The sequence below is a fragment of the Ruminococcus sp. B05 genome, from assembly GCF_003628495.1.
Classification (GTDB): domain Bacteria; phylum Bacillota; class Clostridia; order Lachnospirales; family Lachnospiraceae; genus Schaedlerella; species Schaedlerella hominis.
On the sequence record NZ_RBZR01000001.1, the window covers coordinates 25577 to 52409 of the forward strand.

At 38.9% G+C, this 26833-nt stretch carries 27 protein-coding genes and 1 pseudogene; 23 read left to right on the top strand and 5 right to left on the bottom strand.

The features are described from left to right. Positions 1 to 239: 239 nt before the first annotated feature. The gene (locus tag D8Q48_RS00075; RefSeq protein WP_121054941.1) at positions 240 to 1265 is read left to right on the top strand and encodes a radical SAM protein; all 1026 of its coding nucleotides are present in this window, start codon (positions 240 to 242) and stop codon (positions 1263 to 1265) included. Positions 1266 to 1338: 73 nt separating this feature from the next. Here the strand turns inward: D8Q48_RS00075 and D8Q48_RS00080 are convergent, their stop codons facing one another. After that, on the bottom strand, positions 1339 to 1689 hold the full coding sequence (locus tag D8Q48_RS00080; protein ID WP_005338419.1) for a helix-turn-helix domain-containing protein: 351 nt from the start codon (positions 1687 to 1689) through the stop codon (positions 1339 to 1341). A gap of 144 nt (positions 1690 to 1833) precedes the next feature. On the opposite strand from D8Q48_RS00080, the gene D8Q48_RS00085 reads away from it, so the two are divergent. After that, entirely contained in the window at positions 1834 to 2352 is a 519-nt protein-coding gene (locus D8Q48_RS00085) for a nitroreductase family protein (protein WP_005338412.1), read from the top strand. A 44-nt stretch (positions 2353 to 2396) separates the two neighbouring features. Here the strand turns inward: D8Q48_RS00085 and D8Q48_RS00090 are convergent, their stop codons facing one another. Further along, on the bottom strand, positions 2397 to 2714 hold the full coding sequence (locus D8Q48_RS00090) for a metalloregulator ArsR/SmtB family transcription factor (RefSeq protein ID WP_005338410.1): 318 nt from the start codon (positions 2712 to 2714) through the stop codon (positions 2397 to 2399). An 81-nt stretch (positions 2715 to 2795) separates the two neighbouring features. Between D8Q48_RS00090 and D8Q48_RS00095 the strand changes: the two genes are divergently transcribed. Then, positions 2796 to 3161 carry a metalloregulator ArsR/SmtB family transcription factor gene (locus D8Q48_RS00095; RefSeq protein ID WP_005338402.1) on the top strand — a complete coding sequence of 122 codons (366 nt, stop codon included), beginning with the start codon at positions 2796 to 2798 and terminating at the stop codon, positions 3159 to 3161. Positions 3162 to 3236: 75 nt separating this feature from the next. Here D8Q48_RS00095 and D8Q48_RS00100 read toward each other — a convergent pair whose 3' ends face one another. Continuing rightward, positions 3237 to 5105 (bottom strand): heavy metal translocating P-type ATPase, encoded by a 1869-nt coding sequence (locus D8Q48_RS00100; RefSeq protein WP_121054943.1) that lies wholly within the window; start codon positions 5103 to 5105, stop codon positions 3237 to 3239. 69 nt (positions 5106 to 5174) lie between these two features. Beyond that, complete coding sequence (locus tag D8Q48_RS00105) at positions 5175 to 5393, bottom strand: cation transporter (protein WP_005338397.1); 219 nt, start codon at positions 5391 to 5393, stop codon at positions 5175 to 5177. 294 nt (positions 5394 to 5687) lie between these two features. Between D8Q48_RS00105 and D8Q48_RS00110 the strand changes: the two genes are divergently transcribed. The 10 genes from D8Q48_RS00110 (at position 5688) to D8Q48_RS00155 (ending at position 16632) form a co-directional block, all read left to right on the top strand. Then, on the top strand, positions 5688 to 8261 hold the full coding sequence (locus D8Q48_RS00110; RefSeq protein WP_226843642.1) for a heavy metal translocating P-type ATPase: 2574 nt from the start codon (positions 5688 to 5690) through the stop codon (positions 8259 to 8261). Between the two features lie 12 nt (positions 8262 to 8273). Further along, positions 8274 to 8537 (top strand): metal-sensing transcriptional repressor, encoded by a 264-nt coding sequence (locus D8Q48_RS00115; RefSeq protein ID WP_005338394.1) that lies wholly within the window; start codon positions 8274 to 8276, stop codon positions 8535 to 8537. A gap of 146 nt (positions 8538 to 8683) precedes the next feature. Then, the gene (locus D8Q48_RS00120) at positions 8684 to 10057 is read left to right on the top strand and encodes an MATE family efflux transporter (protein WP_121054945.1); all 1374 of its coding nucleotides are present in this window, start codon (positions 8684 to 8686) and stop codon (positions 10055 to 10057) included. Between the two features lie 13 nt (positions 10058 to 10070). After that, entirely contained in the window at positions 10071 to 10289 is a 219-nt protein-coding gene (locus D8Q48_RS00125) for a FeoA family protein (protein WP_055056395.1), read from the top strand. A 15-nt stretch (positions 10290 to 10304) separates the two neighbouring features. Beyond that, positions 10305 to 12344, top strand: coding sequence for a ferrous iron transport protein B (gene feoB, locus D8Q48_RS00130; RefSeq protein WP_005338387.1), 2040 nt, complete (start codon positions 10305 to 10307; stop codon positions 12342 to 12344). Positions 12345 to 12481: 137 nt separating this feature from the next. Further along, positions 12482 to 13834 (top strand): radical SAM protein, encoded by a 1353-nt coding sequence (locus tag D8Q48_RS00135; RefSeq protein WP_117440242.1) that lies wholly within the window; start codon positions 12482 to 12484, stop codon positions 13832 to 13834. Position 13835: 1 nt separating this feature from the next. Then, a complete protein-coding gene (locus tag D8Q48_RS00140) occupies positions 13836 to 13979 on the top strand; it encodes a FeoB-associated Cys-rich membrane protein (RefSeq protein ID WP_005338378.1) in 144 nt (47 codons plus the stop codon). 118 nt (positions 13980 to 14097) lie between these two features. After that, a complete protein-coding gene (locus D8Q48_RS00145; protein WP_330514099.1) occupies positions 14098 to 14472 on the top strand; it encodes a hypothetical protein in 375 nt (124 codons plus the stop codon). 117 nt (positions 14473 to 14589) lie between these two features. Beyond that, the gene (locus D8Q48_RS00150) at positions 14590 to 14739 is read left to right on the top strand and encodes an SHOCT domain-containing protein (protein WP_070090346.1); all 150 of its coding nucleotides are present in this window, start codon (positions 14590 to 14592) and stop codon (positions 14737 to 14739) included. Between the two features lie 66 nt (positions 14740 to 14805). Beyond that, entirely contained in the window at positions 14806 to 16632 is a 1827-nt protein-coding gene (locus tag D8Q48_RS00155) for a recombinase family protein (RefSeq protein ID WP_206027393.1), read from the top strand. On the opposite strand, the gene D8Q48_RS00160 is transcribed toward D8Q48_RS00155, so the two are convergent. Beyond that, positions 16578 to 17138 carry a helix-turn-helix transcriptional regulator gene (locus tag D8Q48_RS00160; protein WP_118688638.1) on the bottom strand — a complete coding sequence of 187 codons (561 nt, stop codon included), beginning with the start codon at positions 17136 to 17138 and terminating at the stop codon, positions 16578 to 16580. The two genes, D8Q48_RS00155 and D8Q48_RS00160, sit on opposite strands and share 55 nt — an antisense overlap. A gap of 369 nt (positions 17139 to 17507) precedes the next feature. Here D8Q48_RS00160 and D8Q48_RS00165 point away from each other — a divergent pair, with 369 nt between their 5' ends. The 10 genes and pseudogenes from D8Q48_RS00165 (at position 17508) to D8Q48_RS00210 (ending at position 26795) form a co-directional block, all read left to right on the top strand. Then, the gene (locus D8Q48_RS00165; protein WP_172696928.1) at positions 17508 to 17831 is read left to right on the top strand and encodes a replication initiator protein A; all 324 of its coding nucleotides are present in this window, start codon (positions 17508 to 17510) and stop codon (positions 17829 to 17831) included. An 80-nt stretch (positions 17832 to 17911) separates the two neighbouring features. Continuing rightward, positions 17912 to 18202 (top strand): helix-turn-helix domain-containing protein, encoded by a 291-nt coding sequence (locus tag D8Q48_RS00170; RefSeq protein ID WP_117989350.1) that lies wholly within the window; start codon positions 17912 to 17914, stop codon positions 18200 to 18202. 24 nt (positions 18203 to 18226) lie between these two features. After that, the gene (locus D8Q48_RS00175; protein ID WP_117989349.1) at positions 18227 to 19063 is read left to right on the top strand and encodes a KilA-N domain-containing protein; all 837 of its coding nucleotides are present in this window, start codon (positions 18227 to 18229) and stop codon (positions 19061 to 19063) included. A gap of 43 nt (positions 19064 to 19106) precedes the next feature. After that, complete coding sequence (locus D8Q48_RS00180; RefSeq protein WP_117989444.1) at positions 19107 to 19790, top strand: response regulator transcription factor; 684 nt, start codon at positions 19107 to 19109, stop codon at positions 19788 to 19790. Beyond that, positions 19787 to 20695: a HAMP domain-containing sensor histidine kinase gene (locus tag D8Q48_RS00185; protein ID WP_117989348.1), complete on the top strand. Its 909-nt coding sequence runs from the start codon at positions 19787 to 19789 to the stop codon at positions 20693 to 20695. Before D8Q48_RS00180 ends, D8Q48_RS00185 begins: the two co-directional genes overlap by 4 nt. Positions 20696 to 20804: 109 nt before the next feature. After that, positions 20805 to 21485, top strand: a complete 681-nt coding sequence (locus tag D8Q48_RS00190) for an ABC transporter ATP-binding protein (RefSeq protein WP_117989347.1) — start codon at positions 20805 to 20807, stop codon at positions 21483 to 21485. Between the two features lie 14 nt (positions 21486 to 21499). Then, complete coding sequence (locus D8Q48_RS00195) at positions 21500 to 24049, top strand: ABC transporter permease (RefSeq protein WP_121054949.1); 2550 nt, start codon at positions 21500 to 21502, stop codon at positions 24047 to 24049. A gap of 5 nt (positions 24050 to 24054) precedes the next feature. After that, positions 24055 to 24426: pseudogene (locus D8Q48_RS00200) on the top strand (ABC transporter ATP-binding protein); the annotation flags it as partial. 127 nt (positions 24427 to 24553) lie between these two features. Continuing rightward, positions 24554 to 25888, top strand: a complete 1335-nt coding sequence (locus D8Q48_RS00205; protein WP_121054951.1) for an MATE family efflux transporter — start codon at positions 24554 to 24556, stop codon at positions 25886 to 25888. A gap of 40 nt (positions 25889 to 25928) precedes the next feature. Beyond that, positions 25929 to 26795: an AraC family transcriptional regulator gene (locus tag D8Q48_RS00210; RefSeq protein WP_121054953.1), complete on the top strand. Its 867-nt coding sequence runs from the start codon at positions 25929 to 25931 to the stop codon at positions 26793 to 26795. Positions 26796 to 26833 lie beyond the last annotated feature (38 nt).

The following is a 26833-nucleotide window of genomic DNA, read 5'->3' on the forward strand; positions in this document are numbered from 1 at the left end:
CACGAAGTGAGTTTTGAGTTACTCAGGCGAAACTTGCTCTGAAAAAGTAGAAAAGCCCTTCATAATAAAAGCCGATTATTTAAAGGGAATGGTAATAGCGAAAAGGAAAAGATTTATATGAGATATGTAATTGTATGACGTACTTTCCCAAAAGATAGTCCCTTTCAAAAAAGTACATTCTTGATGAAGATTTTAGGAAGTGTTACTTTTGATTTAAATATTCAGAAAGGGTGAAGCGAATGAAAAATATAGAAATCGGGCCAATCCGTCCACCTTCAGAAAGTAATAGTTTGTTGGTGCGAGTTACAAGAGGATGTCACTGGAATAAATGTTATTTTTGTGGACTATATAAGTCTATGCGTTTCTCTATGCGACCAATAGAAGAAATTATAGAGGATATTGAAAAACAGGCACAGTTTTATAAAGGGAAAAAGATTATATCCTGCTTTTTGCAGGATGGAGATGCGCTGGTGCTAAAGACAGATTATCTGCTTCGCATTTTGGAAACAATCCATCAATATTTTCCAGATATACAATATATTACTTCTTATGCTCGTGCTGACAGTATTACTCGGAAAAGTCCGTCAGAATTAAGGATACTGCGAGAAGCCGGACTGAATCATATTTATTCTGGAATAGAGACTGGTTCAGACCAAATTTTGAAATTTATTAACAAAGGGTTTAATGCGGATACGGCTGTGAAAAGTGGGTGTATGGCGAAAGAGGCAGATATGATACTGTCGGAATTTATTCTGTTGGGGATTGGGGGAAAGGAACTGTCAGAAGAAAATGCAACCAGAACGGCAGAAGCATTGAATGTTATTCGGCCAGATTTTATTCGTGTTCATGCGACGGGAATTAAGCCAGAATCTAAAATGGGAGAATTTGTAAGAGGAGGCTCTTTCACATTACAATCCGAAGAAGAGATTATGATAGAGCAAAAGAGGTTCCTGCAGCAATTAAAAGAAATGGACAGCTACTATGTAAATGAACATATTATAAATCTGCTTTTGGAAGTAAGAGGAAATTTACGGACGGACAAGGAGAAAATGCTGTCAGATATTAATCGCTTTTTGAATTTACCAGCAAATGAAAAACTCCTGTTTGTGATCGGCAGGCGGTTTAACATTTTTTTCATGTTGGATGATTTGAACAATCAAGAATTACATAAAAAAGCAGAAGGAGCTTTACAGAAAATCTTAAATAAAAATCCAGAAGTAGACTTTACGGTACTTTGCAATTATATACGGCAGTCACAAATTTAGAATTAGAAATAACAAAAACGGGTATAGCAAATATATTTATCTATACTCGTTTTTGCAAGTAAAAAACTTTATACTAATTTGAACAGCATGGACTTTTTACATCCAGTCCGTCAAGATAGTTTTTTCCCCATTGGCATAGAGCATCCAGAATGGGGATAACGCTTTTACCAAAGGGTGTAAGAGAATAAATTGTCTTTGGCGGTTTTTCGGGAATAACCTCTCGATGAATCATTCCGCAATCCTCCAAATCATGGAGCTGGCTGGAAAGCATTTTGGGGGTGGCGTTTGGTATTAAGCGTTGCAGTTCCATGTAATGCAAAGGTTGATCAATCAGATGCCAGAGAATGAGAGGCTTGTATTTACCGCCGATCAGTGACAGGGAGGCTTCTACCGGACAATTAAAATGTATTTGTTTATCTTTCATTATGAGTTCTCCTTTGACAAGGGCGCTATCTTTTTTGATAGTGCCTATCAAAAAAGTGCATTCTTGTGGTTTTTCTTTTTGGTGTTACAATAAGTTTATAGTTGGTTGACACATTTATATTACAACAGAAAGGATTGAAATACTATGGATTTTATCAATATTGCAAAGAGCCGCAGCTCTGTGCGTGATTACAACAACAAAAAAGTAGAGCCTGAAAAACTGGAAAAAATTCTGGAGGCTGCTCATGTGGCTCCGACAGCCGCGAATCTCCAGCCCGTTCATTTGATCGTTGTCCAAAGCGAGGAAGGTCTTGCTAAAATTGGTAAGGCCGCAAATATTTATGGAGCATCTTTGGCGATTATTGTCTGCGCTGACCATGACAAAGCATGGGTACGTCCGTTTGATGGAAAGCAGACTGGTGACATTGATGCTTCGATCCTGACAGACCATATGATGTTGCAAGCGACAGAACTGGGACTTGGCACAGTTTGGGTTTGCTACTTCAAGCCGGACGTACTTCGGAAGGAATTTACGCTTCCTGATAATCTGGAACCAATCAATATTCTGGTTATCGGCTATTCGGATGAAGAGCCTGCCGACAGGAACCGTTTTGAAGCACAGCGTATTGCGATGAGTGAACTGGTTTCATATGAAAACCTGTAAAAAAATATTTGGCGCAGCCCCATTATAGTTTACGGGGCTGCGTTTTATCGTTCTGAAATATGAGCATAGGTTTCTTCCAGTATCCATTGGATATGTTCATCCTGCAGGGAATAAAATACCCGTTTTCTTGCTTTGCGGGAACGGACTAATTTTGTAATCCGGAGTGCATGGAGTTGATGAGATATGGCAGAATTAGTAAGGGATAGTGTTTTTGCAAGGTCATTGACACATTGTTCGCCCTGCATTAATTGCCAGAGGATTTTCATACGTGTGAAATCGCCCATAGCCTTATGTAGTTCACTCAGTTTCTCCAATTCAAAGGCGTTTGGAACGTCAAAAGTAATATTTTGTGGTTGGCTCATAATATATCTCCAATCTGTGAAAAGCTGTTTGACAGATAAAATTTAGGTGAGTATCATAGTTTAAGGAAGGAGTTGATTGATATGCCGCATTATAATCTGCCTCATAATCATGGGCAGAATATCGAACGAGTTTTAGATAATATGCCTTCGGCAGAGGGCTTTCAGGATATATCTTTTTTGTTTCAGCAGCTTGGTGATTCAACACGTTTAAGGATTTTGTGGCTCTTGTGCCATTGCGAGGAATGTGTATGCAACATAGCGGCGGCTGTTGACATGAGCGCTCCGGCTGTGTCCCATCATCTGCGTATTTTAAAGAAAAGTGGAATTATTATTAGCCGCAGAGAAGGAAAAGAGGTATATTACACCCTTTCAGATACCCCGCAGGCAAAATTATTACATCGTTCTGTTGATGCGTTATTTGAAATATCCTGTCCGACAAATCAATAATCTAATTCCTTATCCAACGGAAGTTTGAGGAAATGCGCCGCTTTTACTTCAAAATGCGGCGCATTTCTAAACCAGTTAAGACAGCGTGGATGCGTCTAACCGTTTTACTTTCATGGCACGAATTGCGTTTAAAATAGCAATAACAGAAACACCAACATCAGCGAACACAGCCGCCCACATATTTGCATATCCCAAAGCCCCTAAAATCAGTACCAGGAATTTTACACCTAAAGCAAATACGATATTTTGGTTTGCGATGCGGATGGTCTTTCTAGCAATTCGTATTACAGAGGCAATTTTGGAGGGCTCGTCTGTCATTAAAACAATATCAGCCGCTTCAATCGCCGCATCAGAACCCAAACCGCCCATTGCAATTCCTACATCTGCCCGTGCCAGCACAGGAGCATCGTTGATTCCGTCTCCGACAAATACCAGTTTTCCTTTTTCGCTTTTTTGTTTCAACAGTTCCTCTACCCGTTCAACTTTATCCGCAGGAAGAAGTTCCGTATATGCCTGATCCAGACCGAGACGGGCAGAAACTTTCTGACCTACGGCATCTGCGTCTCCGGTAAGCATAATAGTTTTGCGTACACCGGAAGATTTCAAATCCTTGATTGCCGCTGGAGCATCTGTTTTGATTTCATCCTCAATGACAATACATCCGGCATATTTGCCGTTACAGGCAATGTAAACAACCGTACCAATGGAAGTGCAAGGGATATAACGAATGTTTTCTCGTTTCATTAGTTTAGCATTGCCAGCCAGAACTGTATTATTGTCAATGACAGTACGCACACCGTGTCCTGCAACTTCTTGAATATCCCCGATGCGATTATGGTCGATCTCTTTTCCGTATGTCTTTTTTATGGAAAGCGAAATCGGATGATTAGAATAATCTTCTGCGTATGCGGCAAGTTCCAAAAGCTGTATGTCTTTTATGCCGTTTGGATGAATCTCACTGACAGCAAAAGAGCCTTTTGTCAAAGTCCCTGTTTTATCAAAAACCACATATTCAGCATGAGCTAATGATTCCAGATAATTGCTGCCTTTTACCAAAACACCGATTTTAGATGCTCCCCCAATACCACCAAAGAAACTAAGCGGTATGGAGATAACAAGCGCACAAGGACAGGAGATAACCAGAAAAGTTAATGCCCGGTAAATCCATATGCTGAATGCCTGTCCAGTAATAAATGGGGGAAGGATTGCCAGAGCTAATGCCGCAAATACTACAGCAGGGGTGTAGTAGCGGGCAAAGCGGGTAATAAAATTCTCTGTCCGTCCTTTTTTATCACTTGCATTTTCTACTAGATCAAGAATTTTTGCTACGGTGGATTCTCCAAATTCCTTAGTTGTGCAAATTGTTAAAATCCCGGTCTGGTTAATGCAGCCACTTATGACTTCCATTCCCGGCTCTACCTCACGAGGCATGGATTCTCCGGTAAGCGCAGAGGTATCTAATGCAGAGGAACCTTTCAGAATAGTTCCGTCCAGTGGAATCCGTTCTCCCGGTTTTACTATGATTGTGTCTCCAATTTGGACTTCATCAGGATCGACCTGTATCAATTCCCCATTACGCTGTACATTCGCATAGTCCGGACGAATATCCATTAAACTTGCAATGGATTTTCGAGATTTGGAAACGGCATAAGACTGGAACCATTCACCAACTTGATAAAACAACATTACAGCTACGCCTTCTGAATGTTCTCCCAGAACCAATGCGCCGATAGTGGCAATCGTCATTAAAAAATTTTCATCGAATACCTGTCCATGAAGAATGTTCGTGATTGCTTTCCATACAATATCCCATCCAACAACAATGTAGCAGATAAGGAAGATGCCTGCCTCCATATATTCAGGAAGGTAAAACAGGCTTCCTGCAAAAAATAGAATTGCCGCTATGACAATTCGTGCAAGCAAATGTTTTTGCTTTCGTGTCATAATCTATAGTCTCCTTTCTGATGTAAAAACACCAGCTACCGGGATACGGCAGCCGGTGTCCAGCTTCGTTTATACCTTTACAGTTACATCCGGCTCGATTTTTTTGATCAGTGCCTTTGCTTCGGTCAGGATAGCATCAAATTTGTCATCCGGCGCTTCGAGTATCATTTTCTGGTTCATAAAGTTTACGGATACATTTGTGACGCCATCAATCTTCTTTACAGCAGTTTCGATCTTTGCGGCACAGTGTCCGCAGTCAAGATCGAGTAACTTGATTGTTTTTTTCATAAGGATTATTCCCCTTTCTTAGTAATTTTAGTTGGTTTGACATGACTGAACAATTAAAAGAATGTTTAATCGTTCATGCCGCAAGTATATGCACGATAAAGGAAAAAGTCAACGGATTGGAAACAGATATTACCTTTTGGATCGCAAAACCTACTGATTGGATTTAGAGAAAAAATATATTCCTTTTTGGATAAAAAATACTTCCCTATGGAGCGTACAAAACGTAAATCCAGTGTTTATAATGACTGCGTTCCCTACGGGGGACGGGTACCCAATTTTAAAGAGAAAGAAGGGATGAAATTGAAAAAAGAGCAATTTGATGTTACAGGAATGACTTGCTCTGCCTGCTCTGCAAGAATTGAAAAGAGCGTGAGTAAACTTCCCGGAATAAAAGAAGTATCTGTTAATTTATTAAAAAACAGTATGGTTGCATCTTATGATGAATCTATTTTAGATACATCGGGAATTATTCAGGCGGTAGAAAAAGCAGGATATGGCGCAATTCCAAAAACACTTGCACAGAGTGGTAGTAAACCTGCTGTTGCGGCTGGAAAACCAGAAATTAGTACGGCGCAGAAAGACCATAAACAAATGAAACAACGCCTGCTTTTATCTGCTGTTTTTACGATACCTTTGTTTTATATATCAATGGGGCATATGATGGGGTGGCCACTGCCTGCATTTCTTCTTGGAATGGAAAATGCAATGAGCTTTGCTTTTACGCAATTCCTGCTTTTAATTCCTGTAGTATTTGTGAATTTTAAGTATTACAAGATGGGATTTAAGACATTGCTTCATGGTTCTCCAAACATGGATTCTCTGATTGCTATTGGCTCCAGTGCGGCAATTATTTATGGGATTTATGCTATTTACAAAATAGGGATTGGATTTGGACATGGAGATATGGAAACTGTCCACAGCTTTATGATGGATTTGTATTTTGAATCAGCAGGCATGATTTTGACACTAATCACATTAGGAAAGACGCTGGAGGCACGTGCAAAGGGAAAAACATCAGACGCAATTACAAAGCTGATGAATTTAGCCCCTAAAACGGCAGTTGTTGAACGCAATGGACAGGAGATTACGATTCCGGTAGAGGAAGTACAAGCTGGCGAAACACTGATTGTGAAAGCTGGAGAAGCAGTGCCAGTGGATGGCGTAGTGGTAGAAGGGGCTTCTTCTGTAGATGAATCTGCCTTAACAGGTGAAAGTATTCCGGTGGAAAAGCATATAGGGGATAAAGTTATCGGTGCAACCTTGAATAAGTCCGGATATTTTAAAATGCAGGCTACAAAGGTTGGGGATGATACAACGCTTTCGCAGATTGTCCATCTGGTGGACGAAGCTACAAGTTCAAAGGCTCCAATCGCAAAATTGGCAGATAGAGTAAGCGGGGTATTTGTACCAGTGGTTATCAGTATCGCCCTGGTTTCGGCTATCATATGGCTGTTGTTGGGATATGGATTTGAATTTGCTCTTTCTATTGGAATCTCAATTTTGGTTATTTCCTGTCCATGTGCGTTAGGGCTTGCCACACCTACGGCAATTATGGTGGGAACTGGAAAAGGGGCAGCAAATGGTATCCTGATAAAATCAGCGGAGGCTTTGGAAACAGCTCATAACATCAATACAGTAGTTTTAGATAAAACCGGAACGATTACAGAGGGAACGCCGAGTGTTACGAATCTCCTATGTAGAGATGGAATCGGACAAAATGAACTATTGCAGATTGCGGCATCCTTAGAAAAATTGTCAGAACATCCGCTGGCAGAGTCGATTGTGAAAGAAGCTGAAAACGAGAGAATTTCTTTCCTTCCTGTTGAAAATTTTAGACAGGTTCCCGGACAGGGAATTATAGGAGAAATAGAAAACGAGATTTGCTTTGCTGGAAATCGCAGATTGCTTGAGGCAAATGGTATTTCTGGAGGAGTCTTGCAATCGCTTGGGGATGCTATGGCGGAAGAGGGAAAAACACCATTATTTTTTGCACGTGGTAAGGAACTGATGGGTGTGATTGCTGTGGCAGATGTTGTAAAACCTACCAGCCGTCAGGCAGTCCAGGAATTGTCGGGTATGGGAATTGAAGTGGTAATGCTGACCGGGGACAATAGGAAAACAGCGGAAGCAATTCAACGTCAGGTTGGTGTAAATCGTGTTGTAGCGGAAGTCTTTCCGCAGGACAAAGAGAAAGAAATCCGCCGTTTGCAAGACAGTGGAAAAAAAGTGACGATGGTTGGCGATGGAATTAATGACGCCCCAGCGCTTGCAAGGGCAGATGTGGGGATTGCCATTGGAGCAGGAACAGATATTGCAATAGAATCGGCAGATATTGTTTTAATGAAAAGTGATTTGCTCGATGTATCTACGGCGATCCAACTTAGCAAGGCGGTAATACGCAATATCAAGCAAAATCTATTTTGGGCGTTTATTTATAATATCATTGGTATTCCGGTGGCAGCAGGATTGTTTTATCTGCCATTTGGATTGAAATTGAATCCAATGATTGGAGCATTTGCCATGAGTTTCAGTTCCGTATTTGTAGTGTCGAATGCACTGCGGCTTAGGTGGTTTAAGGCAAAGCATACGTCCCATGAAAATACAGATATGGAATTTAGACAGGAAAATGATAAAAAAGAAAACAAAGGAGCGAGTCAAATGGAAAAAGTATTAAATATTGAAGGTATGGTTTGTATGAATTGTGTAAAACACGTGGAGAAAGCATTAAGAGAGCTTGCGGGAATCAGTGAGGTCACAGTCAGCCTTGCAGAGAAATCTGCACGTATTCAACTTAACGGAGACGTATCGGATGCCATGTTGAAAGAGGCTGTAGAGGATGCTGGTTATCAGCTTATCAGTATTCAATAAGAGGAAATTCCAATGAAAGCAAAAAAGGGAGAAGTTATTCATAAATTGAAAATTGCCAGAGGGCAGATTGACGGTATTCTGCAGATGATTGAGGAAGATCGGTACTGTGTGGACATATCCAATCAGCTTCAGGCAACACAAGCCCTGTTAAAAAGCGCTAACCAACAAATATTACAGGCACATATCCGAAACTGTGTCCGGGAGGCTTTGCAGACAGATGTTGAAAATCCGAAATTGGAGGAAGCATTAAAAGTGTTGGAGAAGATGGCACAATGATGCCGGAGGGCAGAGAGAAAAAGGCTTTTCTGCCCTTCATTCTTCCGATTGGATTGTGATTTCTTCTTTTGGGAGCGTACAAAACAAACCGAATTTTATATACTTTAGGTGGTTAGACATGGCTAATAAACAAGGAGGTAACAGTGATGAAACAGTCACTTGATACAAGAACAAAATTATTAACAAAGAATCCAATTTCACTGATGATTGAACTTAGTATTCCGGCAGTTCTCGGTATGGTGGTGGTTGGGTTATATAACATGATGGATTCCATTTTTGTCGGGCAGATGGTAGGTGCGGCTCAGATGGGAGCTGTATCGGTATCATATCCATTTACTTTGATAAATGCAGGTTCTGCCGCAATGCTGGGCGTTGGTTCCGCTTCGGTACTTTCACGAGCGATTGGTAAAAAAGATGAAAGAACGATCAAAAAGATTATGGGAAATTTGGTGGCAATGGTACTTTTATTGTCAGTAATTTATACCATTGTAGGAATGGTGTTTACCCGTCAGCTTTTATCTCTTGCTGGAGCAAGCGATAATATTTTAAATTATGCAGAAAAATATCTGCGGATCGTATTTGCAGGCTCTTTGTTTGTGAATTTTTTCCAGAGTGCTAATATGGTCATTCGTGGGGAGGGTCAGTTAAAAAAGGCAATGACAATTATTGCCAGCGGTGCCATTTTGAATATTATTCTTGATCCAATATTTATTACAGTTTTGAAGCCTTACGGTTTGGGCATCGAGGCGGCAGCATATGCAACGGTGTTTTCACAGTTTGTTCAGGCGGTTATTACGTTATGGTATTTCAGAAAGAAAAGTCCTAATGTAAAGATTGGACGTATTCGGATTGATGGAGAGCTTCTGCCGCAGGTTCTTTCTGTTGGCGTATCTGCGTTATTGATGCAGATATTGACATTAGTACAGCAAACAGTCATTTATCGTGTAGCCGCTAATTATGGAGGGGAAAATTCACAGATCCTTCTCGGTGCGGCGCTTCGGTTCTGGAATTTCTCTTTTGTTCCATTATGGGGAATCAGTCAGGGATTCCAGCCAGCGGCAGGAACGAATTATGGTGCAAAGGAATATGACAGGGTAAAAACTCTGACACGTGTATTTATTGCTGCCGCCACAATACTATCCCTTGTATTTTATATTCCGGCAGAACTGTTTCCGGGTAAAGTATTGTCTATGTTTATTACAACGCCAGGTGTAGCTGCTTCGGGGGCAACGAATTTCCGTATTATGTTCAGCACCTATATTTTTCAGGGAAGTTTTCTGATTGCTGTGACATTGTTCCAGTCTTTGGGCAAAGCCAATAAGGCGACGTGGTTGGTATTGTTCCGTCAGATTATTTTGTTTATCCCTCTGTGTATTGTCCTTCCGATGGTGGGCGGTATGGGTATTCGTGGTGTATGGCTGGCGATTGCCCTGACAGATGCAATTCTTGTAGTGATTACTGTTTTGATGATGCTTTCAGAATTTCGGAAGATGCCCGGAACCAACGGAATAAAGCAATAGAGGGGGAATTAAAATGTATCTTTCAGATGGCAAAAAAGAAACCCAATATATTGTTAAAGACATTGGGCTTCCTACAGGAATTGAAAAACGTCTGGAAGCTCTTGGAATGACTCGTGGTACTTCTGTCACAGTTTTGAATAGTAAAAGCAAGGGGATTTTGATTGTAAAAGTACGGGGAACACGTTTTGCACTTGGGCGCAATATAACAGAACATATTTCGGTTGCTATGTAGGAGGGATGAATTTCGATGAAAGAGAATTTGACAATCGGCTTCATCGGGAACCCAAACTGTGGAAAGACAACACTTTTTAATGCTTATACAGGCGCAAATTTAAAAGTGGCGAATTGGCCGGGGGTTACTGTCGAAAAAGTGGAAGGAGCAATCAGAGATCATAATCTGAATATTCGTCTGGTTGATCTTCCGGGTACATACAGTCTGACTTCTTATACAATGGAAGAGCAGGTATCCAGACAGTTTATATTGAGTGATGAAGTTGATATGATTATTGACGTGGTAGATGCTTCGGCACTGGAGCGTAATCTATATTTGACATTACAGTTATTGGAACTTGGAAAACCAGTAGTTATGGCACTGAATATGATGGACATTGTAGAAAAGCGTGGGATGGAAATCGACACACACAGACTGCCGGAAATGTTGGGAATCCCGGTGATTCCCGTCTCTGCGAGAAAACGGACGGGATTGGATGTGCTGCTTCATGCAGCAGCACATCATAAGGATTGCAACGATCCGCAATGTTTGGTTCACCATCATAAAGATCAGTCAAAGCATCGGCATAACCATCATGCAGAATATGCAATGGTTTACAGCGATAAGATTGAGGATAAGATTGATCTTATTATGGATGCACTGAAAATAAACTATCCAAAACTAAAAAATTACCGTTGGTATGCTATTAAGTTACTGGAAATGGATCGGGAGATTACGAAGAGTTACCCTGTTCATTTGCCAGATGTAATTGACCGGAGCTATGAATCGGATATTATCAATGAGAAATATGATTTTATTCAAGAAATTATAAGAGAAGTGTTGGTAAATAAAGATCGCCAGGATGCTTTGACTGAAAAAGCGGATAAGGTGCTGACTCATCGTGTATGGGGAGTTCCAATCTTTCTAGGCATTATGGCGGTAGTGTTTCTTCTGACATTTACTGTTGGGGACTGGCTGAAAGGGTATTTAGAGATAGGAATTGAAAATCTGTCTCTATGGATAGAGAAAGGTCTGGTTGCAGCACAGGTAAATGAAGTAATTCGTTCGCTGATTGTAGACGGTATTCTTGCAGGAGTGGGCGGTATATTGACATTTCTTCCGAACATTTTCATTTTATTTCTTGCGTTGGCTTTTTTAGAGGACAGCGGATATATGGCGCGAGTAGCTTATGTTATGGAAGGAATTATGAGTAAACTTGGACTGTCTGGGAGAGCCTTTATTCCTATGATTTTAGGCTTTGGTTGTACAGTCCCGGCAATTATGGCATCAAGGGCACTGGAAAGCAGGCGTGATCGTTTTAAAGTAATGTTGATTACGCCGTTTATGAGCTGTAGCGCCCGCCTGCCTATCTACATACTGTTTGCAGAAATGTTTTTCAAAGAACGTGCTATGCTGGTTGCATATTCCATGTATTTGATCGGGTTAGTGGTTGCGATTTTGGTGGCCGCCATAATACATCTGATTGATAAAAAGAAATCAGAAAATTATTTGTTGATTGAATTACCGGAGTATAAAATCCCCAGTTCCAGAACAGTAGCAATTTATGTATGGGAGAAGGTAAAAGATTATCTTACGAAAGCAGGAACTACTATTTTTATAGCATCTATCCTGATGTGGATAATCTTGAATTTCGGACCACATGGATATACAACGGATATGTCGGATAGTTTCGGCGCTATTTTGGGACATGGGCTAGTACCGTTTTTTGCACCAATAGGATTGGGATTTTGGCAGATTGCGGTAGCTCTGATCGCAGGCATTTCTGCAAAAGAGGTTGTGGTTTCCAGTTGTGCAGTCTTGTTTGGAGTTTCAAACATCAATTCCGGAGCTGGTATGGATACACTGGAAGGCATATTGGGAAGTGCAGGGTTTGGACAACTCAATGCGTTCTGTCTGATGATTTTTTGCCTACTATATATTCCATGTATGGCGGCTCTTGCAACGATACGCAAGGAATCAGGAAGCACACGTTGGATGTTACTGTCCGCAATGTTTCAGTTGGTGGTGGCATGGATAGTGACATTTGCAGTTTATCAAGTTGGGATTTTAGTGTGAGGTAAGTGATATGAAGTATAAAAAATGGGTTTGTTTTGCAGGACTTTTTGTTATAGCGGTAATTGCAGGGAAAAGTTTAATTAGAAAAATGAAAGGAAAAAGCTGATGGCAAATAAATAATCAGCAGACAAATGAAAATGAACATTATAGATTCAGTAAAAAATACAGCTTTTTCAGCAGCGGTACATACTGCATTAGAATATCTGGAAAAGAATCCGGAGGAAAATATTCCGAAAGCAATGCGGCTCATGGATCAAGTATTACCGGATGGTTGGTATGAGGGACAAAGGGCAGCATTTCGTAAGGCAATCGAAGAAAAAGGAAACTGGTATCAGTTGATTATGAAAGCATACCAGTTGGATGCAGGTGTGAGAAAAACATTTTTTCAGAATTTCATTGTTAATTCTGCCTTGAAAGGCTCCGCAATTCAAAATGAAGTTCGTGAGAAAGAAAATTGTAATGTTCCGTGGGCTATATTATTAGATCCAACGTCGGCGTGTAATTTGCACTGTACAGGGTGTTGGGCTGCTGAATATGGACATAAGCTAAACTTGAGTTTAGAAACGATTGATGATATTGTCACCCAGGGGAAAAAACTAGGAACCTATATGTATATATATACAGGTGGGGAACCGATGGTACGAAAAAGAGATTTAATTACTCTGTGTGAAAGGCATCCGGATTGTGAGTTCCTTTCTTTTACAAATGGAACGCTGATTGACGAAGAGTTTTGTATGGAAATGCTTCGTGTAAAAAATTTCGTCCCGGCGATTAGTTTGGAGGGATTTGAAAAAGCAAATGATGGACGCAGGGGCAAAGGGGTTTTTGAGAAAGTAATGCAGGCGATGGATTTATTAAGGAGATACAAATTGCCTTTTGGTATTTCTACCTGCTATACCAGTGCCAATTATGCGGATATTAGTAGTGAAGCATTTTTTGATATGATGATTGAAATGGGAGCAATGTTTGTCTGGTTCTTTCATTATATGCCAGTCGGTAATGATGCTGTTCCAGAGCTTCTCCCTAACCCGGATCAAAGAAGGACAGTCTATGAACGGGTAAGAGCATTTCGGAATACAAAGCCTATTTTCAGTATGGATTTTCAGAACGATGCAGAGTATGTAGGAGGCTGTATTGCCGGAGGCAGAAGCTATTTACATATTAATGCTGCCGGGGATGTGGAGCCATGTGTGTTTATTCATTATTCCAATGTGAACATCCATGAGTGTGGATTACTGGATGCACTGAAAAGTCCGATTTTTATGGCGTACCACGATGGGCAACCATTTAATAAGAATATGCTTCGTCCATGCCCTATGTTGGAAAATCCCAATATTTTACGGGAAATGGTAAAACGTACCGGAGCAAAGTCTACGGATTTGCAATCACCGGAGACGGTAGATCATTTGTGTGATAAATGCGAATTATATGCAAAGCACTGGCATCCTGTTGCAAATGAATTATGGGCATCTAGTAGGAAAGGAGACTAAGATGGTTATTACTGGAATCATCATTTTTGGAATTACTGTTTATGCAGTATGGGCTGTCCGAAAAGTTCGACGGGATCGTAAGAATGGTTCTTGTTGTGGCGGCAGTTGTTCGGGATGTATTGGAGAAAAGTATTGCAATAAGTAACCTTGATGGGAGCCGATGGCTATAGAGTCGTTGGCTCCTTTCCCATATTTGCACATCAGGGGAATTTAGAATATAATTCTAAATGGAGCGAAAAGCCTACTGATTGGAGCAGAATGGAATGAAGAAAAAGTATATAATAAAAAAAGCCAGAAAGTTATTGGTAGAACAGATAAATAGTCACCAGACGATAGTGAGGAACGATATGAACAATATAGAAACTATGGCAAATATGAAAGGTTTATCGGAGGTTATTCCAAAAGATAACGATGGTTACTGTACTATTTATAAGATGGATTGTGCCGATGGATTAGGACTTATGACCGTTTATCAGGTTTTTCCGGGAATCCAGCTTATTTATAATGATTTTGAGGCAACGGAATATGAATGGGAGAGTATCTTAGATAAAGATATTCTCGAAATTAATCATTGCAGGGAAGGTCGTGAGGGAAGTCGTTTATTAACGGGGACTTTGTGCGAAGATACTGCTTTCTGATAATGAAACTTCCGGAGATAAGCTGCTCCGGTCCGAGAGGATGGTGTGATACCAATGAGGCTGTGCCCGGCAGCCGCCTGCAGGAGAGTATTATTTAGAAAGGGGTATCTGATATATATGGATAATAAAAAAATATTGAGATATAGTATGCAGCTATCTATGTTAAAGCAGTTGCTTTCTAAGAAGTTGATTAATGAAACTGAATATCAGGTAATACAAAAAAGATTAATGAAAGATTATGGTATCGTATCCAACATTACTGCTTGACGGTATATCTGTATTGTATTATAATATAATCAACGCTATGGTAGGAACACAAAAAAGGAGGGCGAAATGGAAGTTGAATTGATTAAAGCACATGATTCATTTGACGGTTCTGCCAGACGGAAGATTGAGCGGTTGAGAGTGGCGGCTTATTGCCGAGTAAGTACGGACGATGAAGATCAGATAAAGAGTTATAACTCAATGGTTACGCATTATACAGAGTTAATTAAGAATAATAAAGAATGGATATTTTCAGGTATATATGCTGATAAGGCAATCACTGGGACAAAGGTTGATAAGAGAGAAGAGTTTCAGCGGTTGATTCAGGATTGCATGGATGGCAAGATAGATATGATTATTGCCAAAAGCCTTCCACGATTTGCCAGAAATACTCTGGACACATTGAAATATGTTCGTATGTTGAAAGAGAGAAATATTGCTGTTTATTTTGAGGTTGAGAAGATTAACACATTAAAGGACGGCGAATTTCTAATGACTATTTTAAGTTCTGTAGCACAGCAGGAAGTTGAAAATACTTCTGCTTACGTGAAAAAGGGCTTGAAGATGAAAATGAAGCGGGGGGAACTGGTAGGATTTCAGGGTTGTTTGGGATATGATTATGATGTGGAAACAAAATCTATCTCAATCAATGAGGAAGGCGCTGTGGTTGTACGGTACATTTTTGATAGATATGTGGCAGGAGCAGGCAGCACAATGATAGCCAGGGAATTGAATGAGCAGGGTCATCTGACAATTAGAGGAAATCCCTGGACTTCATCCAGTGTTATGGGAATCATTAATAATGAAAAATATAAGGGAGATATTTTACTTGGAAAAACCTTTACGGTTGATCCGATTTCAAAAAGACGCTTAGAAAATCTTGGAGAGGAAGATCGGTATTATATACATGATCATCACGAACCAATCATTACAGAGGAACAATTTGAACGGGCGCAGGAGATGAGAAGACGTAGAAACGGAAATCGGAAATGTGGAGTCACTCCTGGAAAACGTGAAAAATTTAGTCGGCAGTTTGCGTTTAGCTGTATGGTAGAATGCGGATTCTGTGGCTCTAATCTTTCTCGTAGGCGATGGCACAGTAGCTCTAAGTATAAAAAGACGATATGGCAGTGCGTTAAATCAACAAAAGAAGGAAAGAGATTTTGTCCGGATAGCAAAGGCATTCCAGAGCAGGTCATAGAAGAAGCATTTATTGAGTCTTATAGGATGTTGTGTAATGATAATAAAGATGTTCTGGAAGAATTTTTGAAGCGAACCGAGAAAGCACTTGGAGAAAATTCGATTGAAGATCAGTTACATAAGCTGAAGAAAAGCATTGACAAGGTTTCTTTAAAGAGAAAAAAACTACTTGATAATTATCTGAAAGGCATTATTGAACAGGATATTTATGAGGAAACGGATGTAGAACTAAAAACTGAACTGACAAATGCAAGAGCAAAGCTGGAATATCTGCAGCAACAGTCGGATGAAAAGAGTTCATTGCAAAGGAGGCTTTCAGATTTCAAAAAAGCACTATCGCATAATGAGGTGCTAGAAGAATTTGACAGAGGAATATTTGAGAGTATAGTTGAAAAAGTAATAGTCGGTGGACTAGACGAAGATGGAAACAAAGATCCTTATAAAATTACTTTCATATATAAAACAGGATTTAAGAATGAAATTGGAAACGCAAAAGAAAGATTCGGGAAGTCATCAGGTATTGGAGACAAAGTGAAAAAAATGTGTTCCGATATAAGTGACGAGGTAAAGGGTGTGTGTTCCGATGTTAGTCTCAACACATGTGGAGACAGTGTGCCTTCTGTCAAGAAAAGCCCAATAAATCAAAGAATTTCGCCATTTTGGGAATATAATAGATGTGTGTTTCTGTTTCCGTAGAGTGATGATATAAGCGGAGGTTTACCCCAGGGGATAGGTTTTGGAGAACGGGAAATATACATTTTGGCGAAAGGATATTTTTTCGCAAAAGTTTGTGCATTCGCTATCTGAATTCCCTTATCGTTAAATCCATCAATATAGATTTCCAGGTCGGTCATGAATTTTTTGAAATTTTCATGTGTGAGTAATTCAGATAATAATCGAGGGTTATATTTTTTATCAGTCAGTATTTGTATGGCATCGTCATTTAGATGCAGATCAGATACTGACTGATTTTTATGTTTCCGCAATTCTGTCCGGCAAAGAAGGTAATCTGTGCTTACGTTGTAAAAATCCGCAAGCGTTATAAGATTGCCGAGTGACATATCTATATTTTCATCTTTTTCATAATTGCCAAGCGTGGAGCTAGGGATACCGGTAGCATCGGATAACTCCTGCAACGACATTCTTTTTTCTGAGACTCTTAAATCTTTCAGTCTTTCTGGTATGGTAAGTTTTGTATGCATAGTATCTTCCTCGTTTTTAAAGATACAGATAGATTACCATGATATTGCCATGAGATAAAGAGAAATTCTTTACCTGTCTTGTCCATAATATTAGAAAAAAACACAAAAAGAAAAAATTTTCAGCATCTTGGATATACCGAATTGGCATAGAAAATAATTTCATAAATCGGGAATGGAAGGAGTGAAAAATTTATGAAATGTTGGAAATATATCAGTATGACAAAGCCGATAGGCGTAGCTCCGTGAAAATTTATTCACATGGTTTTAGGGAATTGGGGCATTTCCACAACAAGCTAAAAATGCATTTTGTGTGCACAAATGCACTGCTTGCTAAGTAGCAAAATTAGGAATGAAAGAGAGGATAAGACAATGGAAAATGTAACTTTTGATTATAAGTTTTACAGGATACCTAAGAGATTTTTTAAGGAAGAGCAGTTTAGTGACATGACAAATGCGGCAAAAGTATTATATGGAATACTCCTGGATCGCAAGGGTATGTCAGATTCCAATGGAGGCGCATGGCGTGATGAATATGGAATTACCTATATCATTTTTACGATTTTAAAACGAAAATGGAATCTAAACGAGTGGATTAGGAATATTCAGGCAGAGAGTCTATGGAAAGACATAGCTTGCAAAAGATATCAGCGGTATTTTATTTGCATGATGAATATGAAAAGTGTTTCTACATGACAAAATCAAATTGACTAATACTAATTAGCAATATATAATATAGACAAAACGAAAATGACATGAATTTAAGGAGCAATGAAGTGGAGAAGGTTATAACACTCGAGGAAGCATTAAAAAGAATTGAAGAATTAGAAAATGAAAACGCCGAGTTACGCGAAGAATTGGAATATTATAAAAATCGTAAATTAAGTGGAAGGCAGAAGCACAATGCAAAATGGATGGCTATTTACAATGATTTTGTTGCTTGCTATGAGAACGGCATGACTATGATAGAGATTGCAAGAAGGAATAATGTCAGTGAGAGAACGATTTACAGGTATAAAGCGTATTATGACGAATTAAAGGACAAAAATGAGATGGAAAGTAAATAGACAATTGAAGTGGAGAATGATGAAGTGAAAAATCTTGTCAAAGACACAATTCATGCTAATGGAATTGATATTGGAATATATACACAGGACTTTGAAAATGAATTTATATCACTGACTGATATTGCGCGTTATAAAAGTGATGAACCAAAGGATGTAATCAAAAATTGGATGAGAAGCAAGGATACAATAGAATTTCTTGGTTTATGGGAAAAACTACATAATAGTAATTTTAAAGGGGTCGAATTCGACTCCTTTAGAAATCAGGCAGGGTCTAATGCATTTACAATGTCACCTACAAAATGGATAGAGACAACTGGAGCAATAGGAATCGTAAGTAAATCTGGACGATATGGTGGCACTTTTGCACATTCAGATATTGCGTTTGAATTTGCATCATGGATTTCAGCAGAATTTAAACTTTATATAATCAAGGATTATAAAAGGCTGAAAGCAGATGAAAATAGCCGTTTTTCATTGAATTGGAATCTAAACAGAGAAATATCAAAACTGAATTATAGAATACATACAGATGCAATCAAAGAAAAATTGATACCACCGGAATTGACACCGGCACAAATCAGTTTTACATATGCAAATGAAGCTGATATGTTAAATGTGGTTCTATTTGGCAGAACGGCAAAACAATGGAAAGATGAAAATCCGGATATAAAAGGTAATATGAGAGATGGTGCAACCCTGAATCAATTATTAATCTTGGCTAATTTAGAAAGCTATAATGCAGTGTTGATTCATCAAGGGAAAAACCAAAAAGAAAGAATGGAATTGCTTCGACAATTGGCTTTGCAACAGATTCGTACACTAGAATCAATTAGTACTGATAAGCTTCCAAGATTACGATAAATTCATATTATTAAGACAAGTTTGGGGGATAAAGATGAAAAAAATGAGTGAAAACTTACTGATTGTTGAAGATGACAAAAAATTAAATGATGGAATACGTCTCGCATTGAAGAATGATTCCTATTTCTTTTATCAGTGCCAGACTTTGCAGGAGGCTAGAGAAATCTTGAAAAAGGAAGATATCACATTGGTTTTATTAGATGTGAACTTGCCGGATGGGAATGGGATTGATTTTGTAAGAGAAATAAGGAAAAACAGTCAGGTGCCGATTATCCTGCTTACAGTGAATAACATGGAAGTAGATATCGTAACAGGATTGGAAGCCGGGGCAAATGATTATATTACGAAACCGTTTAGTTTGATGGTTTTGCGTGCAAGAGTGTCTGTGCAGCTTAGAAATAAAGAGATGTCATCGAAGGATTTTATGGAGTTTGATGGATTTAAATTTTATTTTGACAGAATGGAATTTTTTAAGAATAGAGAACCGATTGAACTTAGTAAAACAGAACAAAAATTGCTTAGAGTGTTGTGTGAAAATAAAGGTAAAGTATTGAAACGGGAATATCTGATTGATGTAGTATGGCAGGGAGACACAGAATTTGTAGATGCTCATGCACTGACGGTTGCTATCAAACGTCTTAGGGATAAATTGGAAGATGATGTGCAGAAGCCTAAATATATCAAAACAGTTTATGGAATTGGTTATACCTGGGCGGTGGATGGATGATAGATATAATTATATTGATTGTAGGAATATTGGTTTTAAGTGGAATCTTCTGGTATAGCATTTTTTATCAGAAAGAAAAAAAGCTTTTGAACCGGCTGCAGCAAATGCTGGATTGTGCTATAGATGGAGAACTGGAACGGACAGAAATATCAGAAGAAAAGTATTCTGCTCTTGAAAACAGTATGAAACAACATTTAGACAGTAGCTTTCTGGCAAGAAAGAACCAACAGGAACAAAAAGAAGTGATACAGAAACTTATTTCCGACATTGCACATCAGACCTTGACTCCTATTTCAAATTTGAAAATTTATGGTGAAATACTCTCTGAAACGAATCATGAAAATCAGGAGGAGATAGATACCATTTTGGAGCAGACAGAGAAATTAGATTTCCTGATACAATCATTGGTCAAATTATCACGGATGGAGAGTGGAATTATCGCAGTACATTCGGAGGATACTACTATTACACAGATGCTTGAATCCATACAGCAGCAGTTTAACGTAAAAGTAAGGGAGAAGAATATTACTCTGAGCCTATATGACACGGATTTGCATGTTCGATGTGATCCAAAATGGACCGTGGAGGCACTCGGAAATATTGTAGACAATGCGATTAAATACACGGCATGTGGGGGAAATGTTCAGATAAAAGCCGAGCAGTATTCTTTTTTTGTAAAGATTGATATCATTGATGATGGCATTGGGATAGAAAAAGAAGAAATACCAAAGATATTTGGAAGGTTTTATCGGAGTCTGTCAGTGGCAGACCAGCCAGGAGTAGGAATTGGCTTATTCCTTACAAGAGAGATTATTCAGGCACAAAAGGGGTATATAAAAGTGACATCAGAGAGAGAAAAGGGCTCTACCTTTTCTGTGTTTCTCCCGATATCAGAAAAGGAATAGTATCAAAACTGTGATATTTCAGAAACCAGATGGAGACATTGTTATGATAAAGTCTGTATTGTAAAGAGCAATACAGGCTTTTTTTAAAATATAAGATAGGGAGGAAGACATGAATATATTAAAAGCGGTAGATTTACAAAAAATATATGGACAAGGAGAAACAGAAGTCAAAGCCCTTGATGGTGTAAATTTAGAAGTGGAAAAGGGGGAGTTTATAGCAATTGTTGGAACTTCTGGGAGCGGAAAGTCTACAATGCTTCATATCATTGGAGGATTAGATAATCCAACATCCGGGCAGGTAATTGTAGATGGACAGAACCTAAGCCATATGACGGATGAAGAGCTTACCATTTTCCGACGCAGGAATATTGGTTTCGTATTTCAACAGTATAACTTAGTTCCGATGCTGAATGTATGGGAAAATATTATTCTTCCTGTGAAGCTGGATGGAAAAAAGATTGAAAAGAAATATGTAGATGAAATCATTGATACACTTGGTATTCGGACAAAATTGGAAAATCTGCCAAGTGCTCTATCCGGTGGACAGCAGCAGAGAGTGGCAATTGCAAGGGCTTTAGCTGCAAAACCTGCTATTTTGCTCGCTGACGAACCGACCGGAAATTTGGATTCGAAAACAAGTCAGGATGTATTAGGACTTCTGAAAGTAACCAGTAAGCGTTTTCACCAAACCATCGTTATGATTACCCATAATGAAGAGATTGCCCAGATGGCAGACCGTATTTTACAGATAGAAGATGGAAAAATTGTTTCAGACAGTGGTCTTGTATAGCAGGGGGCGATTTTATGGTAAAAGTAGAGAATAAAGAGACGTTAAGATTATTAACGAGGCGTTTTATGAAAATGAATCGTGCCAGGAATGTTATTGCTGTTATTGCAATCATGCTGACTTCCCTTTTATTCACAAGTCTCTTTGTGGGAAGTGTATCTATGATTCTTTCCAAAAGAGCAACGGAAATTAAGCAGTTTATGGATTCTGCCCATGCCATTGCACAGAATCTGTCAGAAGAAGATGCAAAGCGACTGCAGCAAACAATCGAACAGAGTGAAGAGGTTAAGCGATATGGTTCCGGTATTTTTCTGGGAGCTGGAATGGACGAGCGGTTTGGATTTTCCGTAGAGGTCCGATATGCAGATGAAAATATGGCAGAAAGTTTTAATTGTCTGCCAACTACAGGAAGACTGCCGGAGAAAGAAAATGAAGTAGCACTTAGCAGCACGATATTGGAATCTCTGGGTGTTACCCCAAAGATTGGGGAAGAAGTAACGCTGACCTGGGAAGTAAATCCCATGCTGAAACAATATAAGACAGATACGTTTAAGATATGTGGATTCTGGCAGGGGGATAAAGCTGTTTTAGGTCAGGTGGTCTGGGTATCCGAAGCCTATGCAAAGGAGCATCGTTATCCCGTTACGCAGGAAGAATTAGAAAATGGCATCTACAATGGAGGGAAAGAGTATTCTGTCTGGTACAAGAACCTTTGGAATCTGGAAAAGAAAACGGAAAAGATATCCAAAGCAGCGGGATTTACGAAAGCTGGGACAGGAATGGAAGTCAATCCGGCATATAATCTCTTTGAAGAGGATTCATTTTCATTTTCTTCCTTAATTATAATGATTCTATTTGTCATATTAGCTGGATACCTGATTATTTATAATATTTTTAACATTTCTGTGAAAACGGATATCCGGGCTTACGGATTGTTAAAGAATGTGGGGACAACGGGAAAGCAGTTGAAGAAAATTGTACGTATGCAGGCGTGGAGATTATCAGCTATTGGTATTCCAATCGGATTGTTTTGTGGTTATCTTGCAGGTCTTTGCATGGCTCCGTCCTTGAATGCAGATGCTGCAATTAGTGCACAGACAGGAAAAACGGCTCAGACAGTAGTATCAGCGAATCCTTTGATTTTCCTTGCAGCGATACTTTTAACGCTTTTGACGGTGTATCTATCCAGTCTGCAGGCTTGTAAAATGGTGGAAAGGGTATCTCCTGTGGAAGCTCTGCGTTTGGCAGAAGGAGAGCAGTCACATAGGAAAATAAAAAAGAATACTTCTGTAACCTGGTGGGGGATGGCAGTTCAAAATGTGTTACGAAATTGGAAAAAGGGATTGATTGTTATGCTTTCTATCGCTCTTTCTATGGTGGTTGTCAACTGTATCGTGATGCTGGTGCAGGGATATGATTTTGATTCTTACCGAAAAGTGCTTTTAGCTTCCGATTTTCAACTGGATCAGATGACGGGAAGTTTGTTAAATACGAATTTCAACGGTATTACACCTGAAATCAAAGAGATTCTGGACGAATGTCCTGATAGTGCTAAGACAGGATATGTGTATTATTCTGAGGAAACTCACAAGATGGAGCCGGAACTTCTGAAAACATGGGAAGCATTCGCAGATAAATATGAAAAAAACTGGAACGATTATGAAAAACAGGTTTGGGAAGAGGCAAAGGCTTCCAATACAGTAAGTGTTCATTTTCTCGGAATCAGCGAGTCGGTGTTTGACAAATTAGAATGGAGAGGGGAAAAATGCTCTTGGGATACATTTAAAAGCGGAAATTATGTGCTTGTAGATTATGGTGATAAATATGCAGAGCATCCGGTTTCTTATTATCAGACTGGGGATGTTTTTCAGATGGATTACAAAAATGGAAACCAAAAAGATTACGAGGTCATTGGAGAAGCACTGATGCCATATGCATTGGATTATCCGTATGCGGACTGTATCTATATCACGGTATTGGTTCCCGAAGAGGAGTATATCACCCAGACAGGAAATGAATCAGCCATGTATGCCGCCATTGATGCAAAGAAGGGCGAGGACAAGCAGATAAAAGAATACATTGATGAAAATATTTTGAAAGAAAATGATATGATCAATGTGTTTTCTGTATTGGACATGAAAGAGAGCTTTCAGCGGTATGTCAGTAAATATTATATGATCGGTAGTTTTCTTGTCGTTATTTTAGCTTTTATCGGCATTATGAATTTCTTTAATACAACAGCAACCTCTGTAATTAGCAGAAAAAAAGAACTGGCACTTTTGGAAGTTGTGGGAATGACGAAAAAGCAGATATCGAAAATGTTGGTGGCTGAAGGATTCCTATATTTGGGAGGCGCATTTGTGATTGCAGTATTGCTAGTTGTGTTTGGAGCAAAGCAGATTTTAATAAATACGCTCGGTACTGCATTTTTCTTCCGGCTGCATCTTACGATAGTGCCATGTGTGTTTATGATTCCGATTTTGATTCTGATTGCGTATGTGATACCAAAGTATCAGTTTGAAAAGATGAGTCGGGAAAGCATTGTTGAAAGGATTCGGAAAGAATAGTAACAATGCGTCAATTATCTGGTAGTATGAAGAGACGTGTCGGACTCATACAGGCACTTCTTAATAATCCGGATTTTTTGATTGATGAACCAACAACTGGATTAGATCCGGAAGAAAGAATCAGGATCCGCAATCTGCTGGTTGATTTTTCAAAGGATAGAACGGTGCTGTTTTCCACTCATGTAGTAGAAGATTTAGCAGCAACCTGTACACAGCTTGCCATTATGAAAAAAGGAAGTTTTTTATATTCCGGAAGCGTGAGTGGATTGCTGGAAAATGCAAAGGGAAAGCCAAATGAAAATTGTGTACCGGATAATGATATCACTTTGAAAGCGGCGGGCATTTGCTGGAAGGTCACGAGAGAAAAATTTATATAGCTTGCTCCCAGTACTTTTCAAGATAAAGTAGAAATAGTGCGATTTTCGCATGATATTATACAAGAATCACATAGAAATATATCGTATTATTGATGGGGAGTCTTGAATTGTATGTGAGGAGAAAAACATGACAGATAAAAGAAAAACATTAACACAGCTATCTGTGCCAATATGCTTAGAAACTTTATTTTATATGCTTTCAGGTATGGTCGATACGCTTATGCTATCATCTGTAAGCGACCAGGCTGTAGGAGCAGTGGGAACAGCCAATACATATATAGGCGTTTTTATTATTATGTATGGAGTAATATCATCGGGTATGATAGCTGTTATGTCACAAAATATAGGAGCTGGAAGACCGGGGATTGCATATCAGGCAAGACAACTTGGACTTATATTCAACGCATTGATAGGTATCATAATGTCTATCATTCTTGCTGCATTTTCTGGTGGGATGCTTAGAATCGTAAGTATTGCTCCGGCTTTGCTTGAGCCAGCTGAAATATACCTTAGAATTGTCGGTGGCGCATGTTTTTTAAATGCACTTATTCCTATTTTCTCCAGTTATTTGAGAGTGTTTGGATATACAAAGCATTCTTTAATAGGAACTGTTGTTGGAAATGTTTTTAATATAATACTTAATTCAGTATTCTTATTTGTATTCAACTGGGGCGTAATGGGAGTTGCTGTTGCCACAGTTATTTCGAGAGTTGTAAATCTTATTATTGTAGCTGGCATGGGGGCTGTGCTTATAAAAGCAAAGCAGAGTCCGGAGCGGATTGCAGCAAGAAAGATATTTGCGCAGATTGTCAAGATTGGTTTTCCTTCTGCACTTGAAACTGCACTTTACAACATTGCAATGACCTTGATTGTGCGTTTTATGAATCAGATGGATGCGGATGGAATGAATGTTACAGCTCGCTCATATGCTGTACAGATTGCAAATTTCTCATATTGTGTGGGAGCTGCCCTTGCTCAGGCAAATGCAATTATGACCGGCTGGAGAATTGGAGCAAAAGAGTTTGAGAAATGTAACAGGGGAACGAGAAAAGCTGCGATATACGGAATCATCACAGCGACATGCTTTTCTGTAACATTTGCATTGGCCGGGCATTTTATGGTGCATATATTTACTGATGATATACAGATGATAAATCTTGTGGTAAAGTTGTTAATAGTAGATATATTTCTTGAATTTGGAAGGGTAACAAACCTTGTATATGGTCAGGCATTAAAAACGAGTGGAGATGCAGTTTTCCCGGTTATGCTAGGTGCGATATTTATGTATTTATTTGCAGTCGGCGGCACATATTTTCTTGGAATACATATGGGACTTCTGGCAGTGGGAGCATATATTGCTATGGCAGGTGACGAATGTGCGAGAGCTGTGGGAATGGTACTTAGATGGAAGAGTGGAAAATGGAAGAGTAAAAGTCTTGTGGAATTATCTGATGTGTCGTAAATCCTCTGTTTTAGCTGTAGGGAATATTAAAGGAGAGATTATGTACTTTGAATTAAAAGAAAATAAACCACACGGTACAAAGGATGATCCGTTTAGTACATATCATATAAAAAATGGGGGACGATCATTTCAGATACCGGTACATTGGCATGATGAACTAGAAATTATATATGTAAAAAGTGGTTTTTTGACTGTAAGTATATCAGGAGAAAATTATATTGGAACTCCCGGGGATGCTTTTGTAGTGTCGCCGGGTAATCTGCATTTCATGGGTTCACAGACTGGTACAGTAGATTATTTTACTTTCCTTTTTCCGGTAGAATACATATCTTTTTGCATAAATGATATGTTAGATGTTAAATTACTGAAGCCGCTAAAAAATGGTCATCTGATGATAGGACCAAGAGTAAAAGATACAGCAAAAGAACTGTGTGAGCAGTTGGTTGAGACACATATGGCAAAAAATAAGAAAATTGAGTCCGAAATAACTGCTCAGATAAAGACAAAAAGAATTCTTTTACAATTTATTCTTGAAATGTGGGAGAAGGGCTTTGTGATCGAAAATGATAAAAGTGGGAGAAATACTGTAGAAAAAGAAATGATTTCATATATACAGCAGAATTTTAAAGAAAAGATATCGTTGAAAGAATTTGGTGAGCAGTTTCATCTTTCGGAAAAATATATATCGCGATATTTTAAGGAACATTTTCATATTACACTCTCGCAATATATAACACATTTACGATTAGAATATGCAAAACAGCTGTTACAAGATACGGATACTCCTGTTACAGAGATTGCAATGCAGAGTGGATATCAGAATGTAAGCTATTTTATCAGAATCTTCAAAAAAACATATGGAGTTTCTCCGTTAAAATATAAAAAAATAAGCCAAGTGCATGGTTGAAATAGGATTTGAAAAAGCATAAAAGATACTATCAAAAA